Source organism: Rhizobium sp. R635, from assembly GCF_002211285.1.
Taxonomy (GTDB): domain Bacteria; phylum Pseudomonadota; class Alphaproteobacteria; order Rhizobiales; family Rhizobiaceae; genus Rhizobium.
The window spans coordinates 1-17,148 of record NZ_LOKX01000029.1 but is presented as its reverse complement, the minus strand read 5'-3'; the positions used below and the strand labels follow the sequence as shown (position 1 = coordinate 17,148).

Sequence of the window (17,148 nt, the reverse complement as noted above, 5' to 3'; positions counted from 1 at the left end):
CTGGTGCGCGCCAATCTCATGCACCGACGCAGGATCGACCGCCTGTTGCGACCCGCCGGCAGCCCACCAGCCAATCCCCAACAGATGAGCCTCCAATGGTGACCAAATTTAAACCGGACACCAGTGGGACAAGCCCGAGCATGACGGAAGAGAGCTTGGCAGCACCCGAACCCTACTCGGCTGCGATCAGCAGCTTCTTCTCGCGCGCCGCCTTCAGCCTTGCAAAATCATCGCCGGCATGGTGGGAGGAGCGCGTGAGCGGGCTGGAGGCCACCATCAGGAAGCCCTTGCTGTAGGCGACGGTCTCGTAGGACTTGAACTCGTCCGGGGTGACGAAGCTTTCGACCTTGTGATGCTTGCGGGTCGGCTGCAGATACTGGCCGATCGTCAGGAAGTCGACATCAGCGGTGCGCAGGTCGTCCATCAGCTGCAGCACTTCGTTGCGCTCCTCACCGAGGCCGACCATGATGCCCGACTTGGTGAACATGGTGGGATCGAGTTCCTTCACGCGCTGCAAGAGCCGGATGGAATGGAAATAACGGGCGCCGGGGCGAACGGTCAGATAGTTGCCGGGAACCGTTTCCATATTGTGGTTGAAGACGTCGGGCTTGGCGGCGACGACGCGCTCCAGGGCGCCCGGCTTCTTCAGGAAGTCAGGCGTCAGGATTTCGATCGTCGTAGTGGGCGAAGCCGCACGGATTGCCCAGATCACCTTTTCGAAGTGCTCGGCGCCGCCGTCCTCAAGGTCGTCGCGGTCGACCGAGGTGATGACGACGTGGGATAGGCCCATCTCCTTGACCGCCTTGGCGACGTTCTCAGGCTCGGCCATATCGAGCGCATTCGGCTTGCCGGTCGCGACATTGCAGAAGGCGCAGGCGCGGGTACAGATCTCGCCCATGATCATGAAGGTGGCGTGCTTCTTGTCCCAGCACTCGCCGATATTCGGGCAGCCGGCTTCCTCGCAGACGGTGACGAGCTTATGCTCCTTCACGATCGCGCGTGTCTCGGCATAGCCCTTGGAGGTCGGCGCCTTCACACGAATCCAGTCCGGCTTGCGCATGACCTCCGTATCGGGCCGATGGGCCTTTTCGGGATGGCGCACGCGCTTGGCGTCGGGATTGATCGTGTCGAGGATGGTCACCATTGCAGTTTCAGCTTTCTATCGCCCCTATGCGGCAAATCATCAGGACCTAGCGCCGCACCAGCCGCGCAAGGAATATCAGCAGGCAGGCGCCAAGGAAACCCGTCACAAAATAACCGAGTCGCCCGCCAGCAAGCTGGACGTGAAACTGGGCGAGGATCGCGGTGGCAACGACCGAGCCGACAATGCCGAGCACGATGTTCAGGAAAATCCCGTATCGCGCATCCATCAGCTTGCCGGCGAGCCAGCCTGCGAGACCGCCGATGATGATTGCCGAAATCCAACCCACGCCTTCCATGCCCGTCTCGCCCTCAAACTACGCTAAGCGACCGCCCTTGCGACCAGAACCACGACAATGGCGCCGACCGTCGCGTGGATGATCTGCACGACCAGCGCGTTTTCAATGCCCAGCGAAATGCCGAGCGCGCTGAACAGATAGCCGCCGACGAAGGCGCCGATGATGCCGCTGAGCAGGCATCTGATCAAACCGCCGCCGCCAACGACGAGACTTGCGAGGAAGCCTGCCACCAGGCCGATCAATAAAAATACCAGCAACGCCTGCGTCTCCATAGACATGATAATTTCCTTTCGTTTTTTCCACCCGACCGGAGCAGCTTTCCACTCCGGGCAAAATGGGCAGTCCCGGAAATTATCAAGCGTTCAGCACACGACCATAAGCGTCGAGCACTGCTTCCTTCATCGTTTCGGAGACAGTCGGATGCGGGAAGATCGTGTGCATCAGCTCTTCCTCGGTTGTTTCGAGGTTCATCGCGACGACGAAGCCCTGGATGAGCTCGGTGACTTCCGCACCGACCATATGGGCGCCGAGCAGCTCGCCGGTCTTCTTGTCGAAGATCACCTTCACCATGCCCTGGTCTTCGCCGAGCGCGATCGCCTTGCCGTTCGCCGCGAAGGAGAAGCGGCCGACACGGATGTCGCGGCCCTGCTCCTTGGCCTTGGCTTCGGTGAGACCGACGGAGGCGACCTGCGGATTGCAATAGGTGCAGCCCGGGACCTTGCCCTTGTCGGTGGGATGAACGTTGGGCAGGCCGGCTATCTTCTCGACGCAGACGACGCCTTCATGCTCGGCCTTGTGCGCCAGCATCGGCGGACCGGCGACATCGCCGATCGCATAGATGCCGGCGACATTGGTCTTGCCGTAACCGTCGGCGACGACACAGCCGCGGTCGGTCTTGATGCCGAGCGCCTCGAGGCCGAGGTTCTCGATGTTGCCCTGAACGCCGACAGCCGAAATCATCCGGTCGGCGGTGATCTGCTGCACCTTGCCATCCGAAGTCTCGACATGCGCGGTGATGCTTCCCGCACCCTTCTCGACCTTGGTAACCTTGGCGCTCGTGAAGATCTTGAGACCGCGCTTCTCCAGCTGCTTGCGGGCGATGGCAGTGATTTCGGCATCCTCGACCGGCATGATGGTCGGCATGACTTCCACCACCGTGACGTCGACGCCCATCGAGCGATAGAAGCTGGCAAATTCGATGCCGATCGCGCCCGAGCCCATGACGATCAGCGACTTCGGCAGCGCATCCGGCTTCAACGCCTCGAAATAAGTCCAGATCAGCTTACCATCGGGCTCGATGCCGGGCAGCGCGCGCGGACGGGCGCCGGTCGCGATGATGATGTGCTTGGCGTTATAGGTGCCCTCGCCCTCGACGTTCTTCGGCAGCGGGTGCTGCGGCTCGACCACGGGCTTCGACGACTTGCCGACGACGATCTCGCCGGGCTTGGTGATTTTTCCTTCGCCCCAGATGATGTCGATCTTGTTCTTCTTCATCAGGAAGCCGACGCCGGCATTGAGACGGGCGGAGACGGCGCGCGAGCGGCCAACGACGGCCTTGGCATCCGGCTTGACCGTGCCTTCGAGAACCAGGCCGAAATCCTTGAAGTGATTGGCATGGTCGAGGACCTCGGCCGAACGCAGCAGCGCCTTCGTGGGAATGCAGCCCCAGTTCAGGCAGATGCCGCCCATATGTTCGCGCTCGACGATCGCGGTCTTGAGGCCAAGCTGGCTGGCGCGGATGGCGGCGACATAGCCGCCGGGGCCGGAGCCGATGATGATGACGTCGTAGGATTCAGCCATGTGTTCCCTGCCCTTTGTTACGCTGCGCTGCGGGTCATGAGCACCCACGCGTGTCTCTTGCTGTTTTCGAAGATCGGCACGGCATCAGCGCGCGCAGCCTCCAAGAATCCGTTTCTTCCATAAAGCGACAAAGCCGCTTCGTTATCACTTGCGGTAATGAGACTGACCGGACGGCAATCCGCCCTTTCGATCTGATCCTTCAGCAATCTGCGTCCGATGCCGATACCGCGCAGGTGGCTGTAGACGCCGAGACTGCCGATGAACCAGCTTCCCACAACCGTTTTCTGCAAGGCAAGCATCGGTTCGGTCGCCGGAATGCTCGCCTCGATATCGCCTATGCCTTCGTCAAGCGCATGGCCGATCGCCACGCCTGCGACCTCACCATAGGCCTCGGCAATGACGGAATCCCGCCAGCCGCCGACAGCCTCTTCCTCGCTCATCTTCAGCCTGCCCCGCTCCAGCGGCGTGTCGCTGACGCCATTCGCCACATCGGCGAACCAGAGCCAGGAGGCAAAGCCGTGCGATGCGATATCCGCCAGAATCGCCAGCTCCGATGCATCCCGCCGTGAGGCCTGCCGCAGCGCGATGAAGGCGGTCATGCTCAGATCCCCAGCATCATCCGCACGATCGATTCCAGCCCGCGTCCGAGCGCACGCGTATTCTCGGCATCGAGATGAATGCCATCGATCGGCGTGGTCTTGGCGAGGGAATTGCCGTCGAAAAAGCCGCAGCCGAGTTCGTCGGCAAGATCGCGGTAGAGCGTTGCAAGCTTTGCCGATTCCTCGATGCCGCCGGGGAAGGATGCGGCGAAGGGCACATTACCCGTCGCGCAGATCGCCGGCGGCGCCACGATCAGGATCTCCGGCCCGTCGAATTCGAAGGGCCAGGCATGGTTGCGGATCAACCGAACGAGCCGGCCGATGCCCTGGCATGCGGCAAAGGCAGAGCCGGCGACCACCGGCTTCATGTCATTGGTGCCGAGCAGCAGAATGACGAGATCGAGCGGCGCATGCGTCTGCAGGATGGTCGGCAGGACGCGCGCGCCGTTACGGTCGCAATCGGCAAGATGGTCGTCGAAGGCGGTCGTCCGGCCGTTCAGGCCTTCGGCGATGACACGCGCCTCGTTGCCGAGCGCTGCCTGAAGCACGCTCGGCCAACGATTCTTGTAGTCGTGACGGCCGATCGTCTCGGCGTCATAACCCCAGGTCAGCGAATCGCCATAGCAAAGAACGGTCTTGGTCATTTCCGCCTCCGCCCAGCTATCAGACGAGCATGCCCATCGGGTTCTCGATATAGCCCTTGAAGGCCTGGAGCAGCTCGGCGCCGAGCGCGCCGTCGACGCAGCGATGGTCGGTCGACAGCGTCACCGACATCACGGTAGCGATCGCCATTTCGCCGTTCTTGACGACGACCCGCTGTTCGCCGGCGCCGACCGCGAGGATGGTCGCATGCGGCGGGTTGACGACGGCTGCGAAGTTCTTCACGCCCATCATGCCCATGTTGGAGACCGAACTGGTGCCGCCCTGATATTCCTCGGGCTTCAGTTTGCGATCCTTGGCCCGCTTGCCGAGATCGCGCATCTCGTTGGAGATAACAGACAGCGTCTTCTGCTCGGCCTTGCGGATGATCGGCGTGATCAGGCCGCCGGGGATCGAGACGGCGACGCCGACATCGGCGTGCCTGTGCTTGACCATGTTGCTGTCGGTCCAGGAGACGTTGGCATCCGGAACGTCGCGCAGCGCCAGCGCCATGGCCTTGATGACCATGTCGTTGACCGAGAGCTTGTAGGCCGGGGCATTGTCCTTGCGCGGAGCCGCATCGTTCAGTTGGGCGCGCAGCGCCATCAGAGCATCGAGCTCGCAATCGACGCTGACGTAGAAATGCGGGATCGTCTGCTTGGATTCGACCAGGCGCCGGGCGATCGTCTTGCGCATGCCGTCATGCGGCACCAGCTCGTAGGAGCCTGGTTCGAAGAGCTTGAGCACGGCGTCGTCGGAAGCGCCTTTCGGCGCTGCAGTCGGAGCAGCAGCCTGCGGAGCCGCAGCTGCGGCGGCCGGTGCCGGAGCAGCTTTGGCGCCACCGCCGGCAACGGCGGCTTCGACATCGCTCTTGACGACGCGGCCATGCGGGCCGGAGCCTGCGACGGCGGAAAGATCGATACCGGCTTCCCTAGCCAGACGGCGTGCGAGCGGCGAAGAGAAGGTGCGATTGCCGCCTGCAGAAACAGACGCCGGCGCGCCGTTACCGACCCGCTCACCGTTGTTCGGCTTCTCGACGCTGGCAGGCGCAGGTGCGGCGGCTTCTGCCTTCGGGGCGGGTGCTGCCTCAGCCTTGGCCGGCGCAGAGGAACCCGCGCCGCTGGCGGCAGCGGAAACATCCTCGCCATCGGCGGCAAGAACCGCGATCAGCGCATTGACCTTGACGCCTTCGGTGCCGGCGGCAACGACCAGCTTGGCGACCGTGCCTTCATCGACGGCTTCGACTTCCATCGTCGCCTTGTCGGTCTCGATCTCGGCGATCACATCGCCAGACTTGACCTTATCGCCTTCCTTGACCAGCCACTTGGCCAGATTGCCTTCTTCCATGGTCGGAGAGAGGGCGGGCATCGTGATATTGATCGGCATCGAAATACCCTCCCCTTATTTGTAGCAAACAGCCTTCACCGCATCGACGACTTCGCCGACGTTCGGAAGCGCCAGCTTTTCGAGATTGGCGGCGTAAGGCATGGGAACGTCCTTGCCCGCGATCGTCAGGATCGGCGCATCGAGATAATCGAAGGCCTGCTGCATGACGCGGGTGGCGATTTCGGTGCCGACCGAAGACTGCGGATAACCTTCCTCGACGGTAACCAGACGGCCGGTCTTCTTGACCGATTCGATGACCGTCGGCAGATCCATCGGGCGGATGGTGCGAAGGTCGATCAGTTCGACGTCGATGCCGATCTTTTCCAGTTCGGCGGCCGCCTTCGTCGCATAGGTCATGCCGATGCCGAAGGAGACGACGGTTACGTCCTTGCCCGGACGGTGGATGCGGGCCTTGCCGATCGGGAGCACGAAATTATCGAGCTTCGGCACGTCGAAGTGCTGGCCGTAGAGGATTTCGTTCTCGAGGAAGATGACCGGGTTCGGATCGCGGATCGCAGCCTTCAGCAGGCCCTTGGCGTCAGATGCCGTGTAGGGCATGACGACCTTGAGGCCGGGGATGGCGCTGTACCAGGCGGCATAATCCTGGCTGTGCTGGGCGCCGACGCGGGCGGCAGCGCCGTTCGGGCCGCGGAAGACGATCGGAGCACCCATCTGGCCGCCGGACATATAGAGCGTCTTGGCCGCCGAGTTGATGATGTGGTCAATCGCCTGCATGGCGAAGTTGAAGGTCATGAATTCGACGATCGGGCGAAGGCCGGCCATCGCGGCGCCGACGCCGACGCCGGCAAAGCCGTGCTCGGTGATCGGCGTATCGATGACACGACGGGCCCCGAACTCCTGCAGCAGGCCCTGCGTGACCTTGTAGGCGCCCTGATATTCGGCGACTTCCTCGCCCATGACGAAGACGTCGTCACTGGCGCGCATTTCTTCGGCCATGGCGTCGCGGAGCGCTTCGCGCACGGTCATCGACACCATTTCGGTGCCGGCGGGGATTTCCGGATCGTTCGGAACGACGGCCTTCGGCTCGGCCGGAAGTGGTGCCGAAGCAGAACCGGTATTGGTCGGCTTCTCTTCCTGGGCAACCTGCGGAGCAGCGGCGGCCGGCTTGGCGGCGGATATATCCGAAGCGGATTCGCCATCCTGCAGCAGCACGGCGATCTTGGTGTTGACCTTGACGCCTTCGGTGCCGGCATCGACCAGCAGCTTGCCGATGATGCCTTCGTCGACGGCTTCGACTTCCATCGTCGCCTTGTCGGTTTCGATTTCGGCAATCACGTCGCCTGAAGTGACCTTGTCACCTTCCTGCTTCAGCCATTTGGACAGCGTGCCTTCTTCCATCGTCGGAGAGAGGGCGGGCATGAGGATATCGATAGGCATGGGTTCCCTCCCCGATTAGAGCAGAATGTCGGTATAGAGCTCGGATGCATCCGGCTCCGGATCGGCCTGGGCGAAGTCGGCGCTGTCGGCGACGATGTCGCGGACATCCTTGTCGATCGCCTTCAGATCGTCTTCGGAAGCCCAGCCCTTTTCGATGAGGCGTGCCTTCACCTGCTCGATCGGGTCCTGCTCGGAGCGCATCTTCTGCACTTCCTCCTTGGAGCGATACTTCGCCGGGTCGGACATGGAGTGACCGCGATAGCGATAGGTCAGCATTTCGAGGATGATCGGGCCCTTGCCGGAGCGGCAATGTTCGAGCGCCTCGTCGGCCGCGGCCTTGACGGCGCGAACATCCATGCCGTCGACCTGGATGCCGGGGATGCCGAAGCCGGATCCACGCAGCGAGTAGTTCGACTGGGCCGTCGCACGGGCGGTCGAGGTGCCCATGGCGTAGCGGTTGTTCTCGACGATATAGACGATCGGCAGCTTCCAGAGCGCCGCCATGTTGAAGCTCTCGTAGACCTGGCCCTGGTTGGCAGCGCCATCGCCGAAATAGGCGATCGAGACATTGCCGTTGCCGCGGTAGTGGTTTGCAAAGGCAAGGCCCGTTCCGAGCGAAACCTGAGCGCCGACGATGCCGTGGCCGCCGTAGAAATGCTTCTCCTTCGAGAACATGTGCATCGAGCCGCCCTTCCCGTGGGAATAGCCGCTGCGGCGCCCGGTCAACTCGGCCATGACGCCACGCGCTTCCATGCCGGTTGCCAGCATGTGGCCGTGGTCGCGATAGGCGGTGATGACCTGGTCGCCTTCCTTCTGCGCCATCTGCATGCCGACGACGACAGCTTCCTGACCGATGTAGAGGTGGCAAAAGCCGCCGATGAAGCCCATGCCGTAAAGCTGACCGGCCTTCTCCTCGAAGCGGCGGATCAGCAGCATCTCGCGATAGGCCTTGAGCTCTTCATCGCGATCGAAGTCGGCTACCGGGCCGCCATTCGATGCTTTGACTGTGGATTTTGCTGCAGTTTTGCGGCTGGAAACGGTCGCGGTCTTTCGCGGCGCCATTCAACCCTCCCTATGGGTTTATCGGTTCTCGATGGCGCGTACCATAGGGAAGAAATATGACCACAGCAATGCCATAATTGCATGGCTCGTATTCAGCACTAAATTATTGGAAATACAGCAGAAATTCTAATTAACCGAATTCCGGTTAATTGGAATAATGGTTGAATATGACGATCTCGTCCGCGCGCGACATATTCAGTTGATATCGCGCCTTTTCGTCCAGCATATCCTTGTCGAGCGAGCCGTCACTGAGCAGCGCAACCTGACTTTCCAGATGTTCGCGCTTCGCCTTCAAGACTGCAAGCTCTTTTTCGCGCTCAACGCGCTGGCGCTCGAACGTCTCCGTTGCGCGCAGCCCATAATCGCCATGGATGCAATGATAACCGAAGTAGGAAAGGAAGGCGACCGTCATGGCCGGAATGACGAAGCGACCGATTCTTCTCTTCTTATGATGCTTTGTCCACATACACGCATGCTCTTGAACGCATTACCAATTCGTTCAATCTAGCGCGCAGAGATTAACCGTTCGTTGACTCTAAAAAGCAGGCAACAAAAAACCCGCGCCCGGAAAAGGGCGCGGGGTCAAGCCGTTAAAAATCAGATCCGATCAGCCGCGGATGATCGAGCGGCCGGCATACTGGGCCTGGGGGCCGAGGCCTTCTTCGATGCGGATCAGCTGATTGTACTTGGCAAGACGGTCGGAACGCGACAGCGAGCCGGTCTTGATCTGGCCGCAGTTGGTGGCGACCGCGAGATCGGCAATGGTCGAATCTTCCGTTTCGCCGGAGCGATGCGACATGACGGCGGTGTAGGCAGCCTTGTGCGCCGTATTGACCGCGTCGAGCGTTTCCGTCAGCGAGCCGATCTGGTTGACCTTGACGAGGATCGAGTTGGCGACGCCCATGCGGATGCCGTCGCGAAGACGGGCGGAGTTGGTGACGAAGAGATCGTCGCCGACCAGCTGGGTCTTCTTGCCGATCAGGTCGGTCAGCGTCTTCCAGCCGTCCCAGTCGTCTTCGGCCATGCCGTCTTCGATCGAGATGATCGGATACTTGGCGGCGAGTTCGGCCAGGTATTCGGCCATGGCGCCGGGCTCGAGCGTGCGGCCTTCACCTTCGAGAACGTATTTGCCGTCCTTGAAGAATTCCGTCGAGGCGCAGTCGAGGCCGAGGTAGATGTCCTCGCCCGGCTTGTAGCCGGCTTTCTCGACCGACTTCATGATGAAATCGAGGGCTTCGGAAGCGCTCTTCAGGCCCGGTGCGAAACCGCCTTCATCGCCGACATTGGTGTTGTGGCCCTGTGCCGCGAGTTCCTTGCGGAGCGTGTGGAAGACTTCCGAACCCATGCGCACGGCTTCGGCGATCGTATCGGCGCCGACCGGCAGGATCATGAACTCCTGGAAGTCGATGGGATTGTCGGCATGGGCGCCGCCGTTGATGATGTTCATCATCGGCACCGGCAGCAGGCTTGCGGAAGCGCCGCCGACATAGCGGTAGAGCGGCAGGCCGGAAGCCTGCGCAGCAGCCTTGGCGACAGCAAGCGAGACGCCGAGGATGGCGTTGGCGCCGAGGCGCGACTTGTTCGGCGTGCCGTCGAGCTCGATCATGATGTTGTCGATCTGGATCTGATTTTCGGCGTCGATGCCGCCGATCGCGTCGAAGATCTCGGTGTTGGCGGCCTCGACCGCCTTCTGGACGCCCTTGCCGAGGTAGCGCTTGCCGCCGTCGCGCAGCTCGACCGCCTCATGCGCGCCGGTCGAAGCGCCCGAGGGTACAGCCGCGCGGCCCATGCTGCCGTCTTCGAGATAGACATCGACTTCGACGGTGGGGTTGCCACGGCTATCGAGAATCTCGCGGGCAATGATATCGGTGATTGCAGTCATGGGTTCTTCCTGCTCGGGTGGGTGATAGGGGTTCGAAACCGTCTTAATCGAAGGTGCGCAAATTACAATGGCGCTTTGCGATCCCTTCCATGTCCATATCCGGTCGTCGCTACAGCACGTTCGTGTCAGGCTTTTGACTGTCAGCCCTTGGCGACCGCGTCGAAGGCCAGCAGCTTTTCGAGAAGCCGCGGCATATCCTTGAGATAGACCATGTTCGGGCCGTCGGAAGGCGCATTATCCGGGTCCTGATGGGTTTCGAGGAAGACGCCAGCAATGCCGGTGGCGACTGCGGCGCGCGCCAGCGTTTCGACGAACTCCCGTTGACCGCCGGAGGATTCGCCCTGCCCGCCCGGCTGCGCCACGGAATGGGTCGCGTCGAAAATCACAGGCGCACCCATTGCCACCATGATCGGCAGCGAGCGCATGTCGGAGACCAGCGTGTTGTAGCCGAAGGAAGCGCCGCGCTCGCACAGCAGCACGTTCGGATTGCCGCTGGCATTGAGCTTCTTCAGGACGTTCTTCATATCCCAGGGCGCAAGGAACTGGCCCTTCTTGACGTTGACGGCGCGGCCGGTCTTGGCGGCGGCGATGAGAAGGTCGGTCTGGCGGCAGAGGAAGGCCGGGATCTGCAGAACATCGACCACCTTTGCGACCTCGTCGCATTGCTCGGCGGTATGGACATCGGTCAGGACCGGAAAACCGAATTCCTTCTTCAGGTCGGCAAAGATCTCCATGCCCTTCTCAAGCCCGATGCCGCGTTCTGCCGAAAGCGACGTGCGGTTCGCCTTGTCGAAGGAGCTCTTGTAGATGAGGCCGATGCCGAGCTTTGCGCAAAGCTCCTTCAGCGCGCCGGCCATCATGAAGGCATGATCCCGGCTCTCCATCTGGCAGGGGCCGGCGATCAAAGACAGGCGGCCGGTATTGGAAAAGATGACCTGGCCGTTGCCTTCGCCAACCTTGACTTCGGAATTGGTATTGGAGCTCATCGTGGTTCCTCGAAGGCGAAGAGCGTGCCCTGACCGGGCGCGGGCTTCACCAGAATGCGATTGTTCTTGCGCGTGTAGGTCACCCCGTTAGCAGCCAAATGCGCTTCTGTCACGGCAAGATCGGCGACATTGAAGAGGATTGCCCGGCCCCGCAGGCCGCGCTCGGCGGATGAGACGGCGATCTCGAAATAGGCTTCCAGCCCTTCCGGCGTCATCAGGCTGATTCTCGCATTCGATGCCGCGATATTGACGCCGAAACCGGTTTTCTCGACTGCCGATTGCGCCGCGGCAAGGCTGACGAAGGCGCCGAAGGCCGCTGGTTCCGGGGCTGAAAGCGCCACCTCGGCAATTCCGGTGACGCCATTGGCATGTTTCTCCAGCGCACCACGATCGGCCGGCAGCGGGTTGATGCGCTGACAGGTGAACAGGAAGAGATCGGGCGCGCGCAGATCGCCCGCAAAGGCCAATTTGAAGCTGCCGATGCTCTCCGAACCATCCGGCATCTTCATCGGCCGGCTGAACTCCAACATCTCGCCGGCGCTCGATCCCCTGGTGGCGAACTTCCTATGATCGAGGGCGGAATTTTCGGTGGCGAAGACGATTGCCGAAAGCCCTTCCTCGCCGCAGCGGAAGCGGAAAGCCTGGTTGCGGGCGGTGAAGACATTGCCTTTCCGCGCCGATGCCTCGCTCTCCTCGACGCTCGCAACGCCGAGCGGCTCCAGATAGGTTTTGTCGGCAAAGAAGACGCAGGCATTTTCCGTTCCAAAGGGATGGCGCGCATCGGCGGCAACGGTGAAACCGAGCTTGCCGAGCCTCTCGCGCGCAAGATCGATATTGACGACCGGCAGCACGACATGATCCAGCGGGTGCGGCTTGGCATGCTCGTTCATCGGTTCCTCTCCCTGAAATGGCAAGAGATGTGCGACAGCGCACTCTCAATTCAAGACTTGCCTGCCAAATCCCGCAAATGAAAATAAAAATCGCAACGAGTTGATGGGAAGTTTTACGGAAATTTAGCTACTTGCGGAACACATATGGAACATATAGTGTCTGTTCTGGATTTGTTTCAATCACGGGGTCTGACGTCGATGCTCACGCGCAAACAACAGGAGCTACTCCTTTTCATTCATGAGCGCATGAAGGAATCCGGCGTTCCACCGTCTTTCGACGAGATGAAGGATGCCTTGGATCTCGCCTCGAAATCCGGCATTCACCGCCTGATCACGGCGCTCGAGGAGCGTGGCTTCATTCGCCGCCTACCGAACCGCGCCCGCGCCCTCGAAGTGATCAAGCTTCCGGAGGCCTACAGCCCCAGCATCCAGCCCCGGCGCGGTTTTTCGCCGAGCGTCATCGAAGGCAGCCTCGGCAAGCCCCAGCCGGTCGCCGCTCCCGCTCCTGCAAAGCCCGTCGCCGACAACGGCAACTCGGTCTCCGTGCCCGTCATGGGCCGCATCGCTGCCGGCGTTCCGATCTCGGCGATCCAGAACAACACCCACGACATCGTGGTTCCGGCCGATATGCTCGGCAATGGTGAACACTATGCGCTGGAGGTCAAAGGCGATTCGATGATCGACGCCGGTATCTTCGATGGCGACACCGTGATCATTCGCAACGGCAGCACCGCCAGTCCCGGCGACATCGTCGTGGCACTCGTCGACGATGAGGAGGCGACGCTCAAACGCTTCCGCCGCAAAGGCGCTTCCATCGCGCTCGAAGCGGCCAACCCGGCTTACGAAACCCGTATCTTCGGGCCGGATCGCGTCAAGGTTCAGGGCAAGCTCGTCGGCCTCATTCGCCGCTATCATTGACACCGGGCGGGCCGGATTCGGCAAAACTCCCGCTGCGCCAATCATAAGCGCGATGGCGCATCCATGGTCTCGATAGCGTGCCGAATGCGGTGACGGTCTGCGGACCGTCATCCGCAAAGCGCAATTCGACGGAACCGGTCCGGCGCAGCGTTTCGCCGGTGAAGAGCGTCGCGCCTGAACGGCAGCGGTCGAACCGCAGCCGCACCGGCGTCACGACGATATTGCCCACATCGCAGGCCGGGCCGAGATAGGCGGCGTTGTCGATGACGGTTACGACTTTTCCATTTGCGAGCCGCGATATGCACCAGGCCTTCTTAACGCAGGAAAAGCGGTTGGCCTCGCCGTTTGCCGCGGCCGTCTGCATCGCGCTCCTCGCTTCCTCCCGCTGATCCGGGGAAAGCTGCAGACGCCGATCCTCTGTCTCGGGGATAGCGGGGCCATCCAGCATCTTCGGCGAATGATGGGTCGGCAGGACCAGCGCTCTCTGCCATTGATCGAAAATGAAATCCGGCGGCCTTTCACGATTGGAGGCCATGGCTGCGGCCTCAACGATCCCGACAAGACCGCCATCCTCCGAAATGACAAGGTCGGGCGACTGGGCGGATGGCAGAACAAGCAAAACGAGCGTCGAAGCCGTCATGACGGCAGTGCCGATATGGCGCAGGCGCGTGCGCAGCAGCGTCATGAGCAGGAAGCCGGCAACGGCAACGGCGAAGTACCAGCCGGGCAAACGGCCGACCCCGATGCCGCCACCCCAGCCGGAAACCGTCTTTGCGACCGCGATCACCAGGTCGAGGCCAAATCCAACCACCTTCCAGGGCAGTGCGTCCAGACCGAAAGGCATGAGCAGCATTGCCAACAGACCGGCGGGCATGACGATGAAGGAGATGATGGGCATCGTCGCGAGGTTTGCCGGCAAGCCGTAAGCCGTCAGGCGATGAAAATGCTCGATCGAAAAGAGCGCGGTCGAAAAGCCGCCGATCAACGAGGTCAGGAAGACACCGGCAAAGAAGCCTCCGACCGCAACGAAGGGCCGAACGATCGGCAGTTTCAGAAAGGCATTTTCACGGACGCGCCGATCCTTCCAGAGCTGATAACCCGATACCAGCGCCAGCGTCGCGGCAAAGGACATCTGGAAGCTCGGACCCAATACCTCGGACGGTGAAATCGCGATGATGACCAGCGCGGACAGCGCGACATTGCGCAGGCTGATCGATGGCCGGTCGAAAAAGACTGCGATCAGCATGACGGCCATCATGATGAAGGCGCGTTCGGCCGAGACGGCGAAGCCGGAGATCAGGAAATAGGCGGTAACGGCGAGCAGCGCGCCGCCGGCGGCGATCTTCTTCGTTGGATAGGCCTGGGCGATACCGGGAAAGAGGCTGAGCAGCATTCGAAAGCCGACGAAGAAGATGCCGGCAGACAACGCCATATTGAGACCCGATATGGCGATGATATGGGCAAGCCCGGACTGGCGCAGCGCCTCCGTCGTCTCATTCGAGATGGCGCGCCGCTCGTCGGTAACGAGGGCGGCCGCAAACGCGCCGGTATCGCCGGGCAGGACCGATCTTATGCGATCACCGATGCCACTGCGCAGCCGGTAGAGCCATTCTAGCAGCGCTTCCGATGTCGATGCCGCGGCCTGCGGCCCCGCCTGCACATCGACCTTGTCGGGTGCACCATAGAAGAAGCCGTTTGCGCCGATGCCGTCGAAATAGGCGCCGAAGGAGAAATCGTTGAGTTCGGGAAGCGCCGGCCCTGCCGGCGGCGTCAGCCGCGCCCTGCCGGTAATGATGTCGCCGATCTCGAAAGGAGCGTCCGCGCCGCGGGCGATCGCCGTGACACGCTCCGGCGGCCGTTTCAGCGTTGGCGCCTCGGTGGCGGTGACGGCAAGAATGTAGCGCCATCGCCCGCGATCGTCGCCCTCACGCCGCTCGACACGGCCGGTTATCGTCGTCGTCACGGCGGAATCAAGAATTACAGTCGAGGCTCGCCAGGTCTCGAACTGCGCCGAAAGCATGCCGCAGACCACAAGTGCGAGCGCCAGCAGCGTTGCCCGCAATACCGTCCTGCCGCTGCCGATGACGGGGATGGCGACCATCAGCACCGACAGGCAGATCAGCGACGTAACAATCGGAAAATCCGATGCCGCGAGAAACCAGAAGGCGGCTCCCGAGCCGAGGAAGACCGGCGAGAACAGCAGCAGTCCTCCGTGGTCCGCCTCCTCGCCCAACATGCGGAGGCCGGCACGCAACGCTCGTCGAGCCGCGCCCGGCAGCCGATGGCGCAATGGCGTCACCGACTGCGTCCTTGCCGGCCGCACCGCAGATGGCGCAAAATCCGAGGCATCGGCGGCGCCGGCGCCTGTTTCCGGCCGCAATTCGACTGTCCTCAACCCCTGCATGCACCGCTCGAAAACTACCCGCCAAGGCAGCCAGAATGCAGCCTCCCATCAAATCCTGCAAGGATAATCGATTGAAATACGAGGGAAAATCGCGAACACCAAAAGACCAGTCGAATCATCGGCTTCCGCTATGCACGCCGCTCATCGCTGCAGTGCCTAAAAGGTGATGCCGCAATGCACAAAATGCCGTCACGGTAACTTGGCATTAGCTTCGCGATCATATAGCTATCGATGAGGACGCTTAACCCCTATGGCGCTTTTATGGCGCTACCGACATTTCGGAGGATCAGCATGACGGATCAAAGCGCTACAATAAAAATCGGCGACAAATCAGTCGACCTTGCCGTAAAAAGCGGCACGATCGGCCCGAGCGTCATCGATATCGGTGCACTCTACAAGAACACCGCCTCCTTCACGTACGATCCGGGTTTCACCTCGACCGCATCCTGTGAATCGAAGATCACCTACATCGACGGCGACGAAGGTGTCCTGCTGCACCGCGGCTATCCGATCGAGCAGCTCGCCGAACACGGCGACTTCCTGGAAGTCTGCTACCTGCTTCTCTACGGCGAACTGCCGACGGCCGCGCAGAAGAAGGATTTCGATTATCGCGTCACGCACCACACCATGGTGCATGAGCAGATGAGCCGCTTCTTCACCGGCTTCCGCCGCGATGCGCATCCCATGGCCGTCATGTGCGGCTGCGTCGGCGCACTGTCGGCCTTCTATCATGACTCCACAGACATCACCGATCCGCACCAGCGCATGGTCGCCAGCCTGCGCATGATCGCCAAGATGCCGACGCTTGCCGCCATGGCCTACAAATACCATATCGGCCAGCCCTTCGTTTACCCGAAGAACGACCTCGACTATGCGTCGAACTTCCTGCGCATGTGCTTTGCCGTTCCGTGCGAGGAATATGTCGTCAATCCGGTTCTGTCGCGCGCCATGGACCGTATCTTCATCCTGCATGCCGACCACGAGCAGAACGCTTCGACCTCGACCGTCCGCCTCGCCGGTTCGTCGGGCGCCAACCCGTTCGCCTGCATCGCCGCCGGCATCGCCTGCCTCTGGGGTCCCGCTCACGGCGGCGCCAACGAAGCAGCGCTCAACATGCTGACGGAAATCGGCACGGTCGATCACATTCCGGAATATATCGCCCGCGCCAAGGACAAGAACGACCCGTTCCGTCTGATGGGCTTCGGTCACCGCGTCTACAAGAACTACGATCCGCGCGCCAAGATCATGCAGAAGACGACGCATGAAGTGCTCGGCGAACTCGGCATCAAGGACGATCCGTTGCTCGAAGTGGCGATGGAGCTGGAGCGCATCGCGCTCACCGACGAATATTTCATCGAGAAGAAGCTCTATCCGAACATCGACTTCTACTCCGGCATCACGCTGAAGGCTCTGGGCTTCCCCACGACCATGTTCACCGTGCTCTTCGCGCTCGCCCGCACCGTCGGCTGGATCGCGCAGTGGAACGAGATGATCGAAGATCCGGAACAGCGCATCGGCCGTCCGCGCCAGCTCTATGTCGGCGAACCGAAGCGCGACTACATCCCGGTTTCGAAGCGCTAAAAGCTGCAACAAGACAAAAAGAAAACCCGGTCAGAAATGAACTGACCCCCGAAAGTTGGACACCCAACTTCGGGGGTTTTGCATGTCCAAATACAGCACGTCGTTCAAGCAGAGTGTTGTGGAGTTTTACAGCGGCGGCAAGCGTAGCGTGCGTGAGGTGAGTG

Annotated in this window: 16 protein-coding genes; 2 read left to right on the top strand and 14 right to left on the bottom strand. The window is 61.5% G+C overall.

The genetic code is table 11. The features are described from left to right. Positions 1-172: 172 nt before the first annotated feature. The 13 genes from lipA to ATY78_RS19440 all read right to left on the bottom strand — a co-directional run bounded on the left by lipA (position 173) and on the right by ATY78_RS19440 (position 12,081). Positions 173-1,144, bottom strand: coding sequence for a lipoyl synthase (lipA, locus tag ATY78_RS19500; RefSeq protein ID WP_088683957.1), 972 nt, complete (start codon positions 1,142-1,144; stop codon positions 173-175). Positions 1,145-1,190: 46 nt separating this feature from the next. Next, positions 1,191-1,439, bottom strand: coding sequence for a GlsB/YeaQ/YmgE family stress response membrane protein (locus ATY78_RS19495; RefSeq protein WP_088683956.1), 249 nt, complete (start codon positions 1,437-1,439; stop codon positions 1,191-1,193). 23 nt (positions 1,440-1,462) lie between these two features. Then, positions 1,463-1,717 carry a GlsB/YeaQ/YmgE family stress response membrane protein gene (locus ATY78_RS19490; RefSeq protein ID WP_088683955.1) on the bottom strand — a complete coding sequence of 85 codons (255 nt, stop codon included), beginning with the start codon at positions 1,715-1,717 and terminating at the stop codon, positions 1,463-1,465. A 76-nt stretch (positions 1,718-1,793) separates the two neighbouring features. After that, positions 1,794-3,239 (bottom strand): dihydrolipoyl dehydrogenase, encoded by a 1,446-nt coding sequence (gene lpdA / locus ATY78_RS19485; protein WP_088683954.1) that lies wholly within the window; start codon positions 3,237-3,239, stop codon positions 1,794-1,796. A 17-nt stretch (positions 3,240-3,256) separates the two neighbouring features. Then, complete coding sequence (locus ATY78_RS19480) at positions 3,257-3,838, bottom strand: GNAT family N-acetyltransferase (RefSeq protein WP_088683953.1); 582 nt, start codon at positions 3,836-3,838, stop codon at positions 3,257-3,259. A gap of 2 nt (positions 3,839-3,840) precedes the next feature. Further along, entirely contained in the window at positions 3,841-4,482 is a 642-nt protein-coding gene (locus ATY78_RS19475) for an SGNH/GDSL hydrolase family protein (protein ID WP_088683952.1), read from the bottom strand. A gap of 19 nt (positions 4,483-4,501) precedes the next feature. Beyond that, a complete protein-coding gene (locus ATY78_RS19470; protein WP_088683951.1) occupies positions 4,502-5,863 on the bottom strand; it encodes a pyruvate dehydrogenase complex dihydrolipoamide acetyltransferase in 1,362 nt (453 codons plus the stop codon). A gap of 15 nt (positions 5,864-5,878) precedes the next feature. Then, positions 5,879-7,261 (bottom strand): pyruvate dehydrogenase complex E1 component subunit beta, encoded by a 1,383-nt coding sequence (locus tag ATY78_RS19465; protein WP_088683950.1) that lies wholly within the window; start codon positions 7,259-7,261, stop codon positions 5,879-5,881. A gap of 15 nt (positions 7,262-7,276) precedes the next feature. Further along, entirely contained in the window at positions 7,277-8,323 is a 1,047-nt protein-coding gene (pdhA, locus tag ATY78_RS19460) for a pyruvate dehydrogenase (acetyl-transferring) E1 component subunit alpha (protein ID WP_088683949.1), read from the bottom strand. Between the two features lie 145 nt (positions 8,324-8,468). Continuing rightward, positions 8,469-8,789 carry a septum formation initiator family protein gene (locus ATY78_RS19455; RefSeq protein ID WP_088683948.1) on the bottom strand — a complete coding sequence of 107 codons (321 nt, stop codon included), beginning with the start codon at positions 8,787-8,789 and terminating at the stop codon, positions 8,469-8,471. A 141-nt stretch (positions 8,790-8,930) separates the two neighbouring features. Beyond that, positions 8,931-10,205, bottom strand: coding sequence for a phosphopyruvate hydratase (gene eno, locus ATY78_RS19450; RefSeq protein WP_088683947.1), 1,275 nt, complete (start codon positions 10,203-10,205; stop codon positions 8,931-8,933). A gap of 140 nt (positions 10,206-10,345) precedes the next feature. Beyond that, positions 10,346-11,191 (bottom strand): 3-deoxy-8-phosphooctulonate synthase, encoded by an 846-nt coding sequence (gene kdsA, locus ATY78_RS19445; protein ID WP_088683946.1) that lies wholly within the window; start codon positions 11,189-11,191, stop codon positions 10,346-10,348. Beyond that, a complete protein-coding gene (locus ATY78_RS19440; RefSeq protein WP_088683945.1) occupies positions 11,188-12,081 on the bottom strand; it encodes a VOC family protein in 894 nt (297 codons plus the stop codon). The genes kdsA and ATY78_RS19440 overlap by 4 nt, the downstream gene beginning before the upstream one ends. Positions 12,082-12,279: 198 nt before the next feature. On the opposite strand from ATY78_RS19440, the gene lexA reads away from it, so the two are divergent. Further along, a complete protein-coding gene (gene lexA / locus ATY78_RS19435; protein WP_088683944.1) occupies positions 12,280-12,999 on the top strand; it encodes a transcriptional repressor LexA in 720 nt (239 codons plus the stop codon). Here the strand turns inward: lexA and ATY78_RS19430 are convergent. Further along, entirely contained in the window at positions 12,980-15,403 is a 2,424-nt protein-coding gene (locus ATY78_RS19430; RefSeq protein WP_088683943.1) for a ComEC/Rec2 family competence protein, read from the bottom strand. The genes lexA and ATY78_RS19430 overlap by 20 nt on opposite strands. Before the next feature lie 291 nt (positions 15,404-15,694). Here ATY78_RS19430 and gltA point away from each other — a divergent pair, with 291 nt between their 5' ends. Then, positions 15,695-16,984 carry a citrate synthase gene (gltA, locus tag ATY78_RS19425; RefSeq protein ID WP_038688692.1) on the top strand — a complete coding sequence of 430 codons (1,290 nt, stop codon included), beginning with the start codon at positions 15,695-15,697 and terminating at the stop codon, positions 16,982-16,984. Positions 16,985-17,148 lie beyond the last annotated feature (164 nt).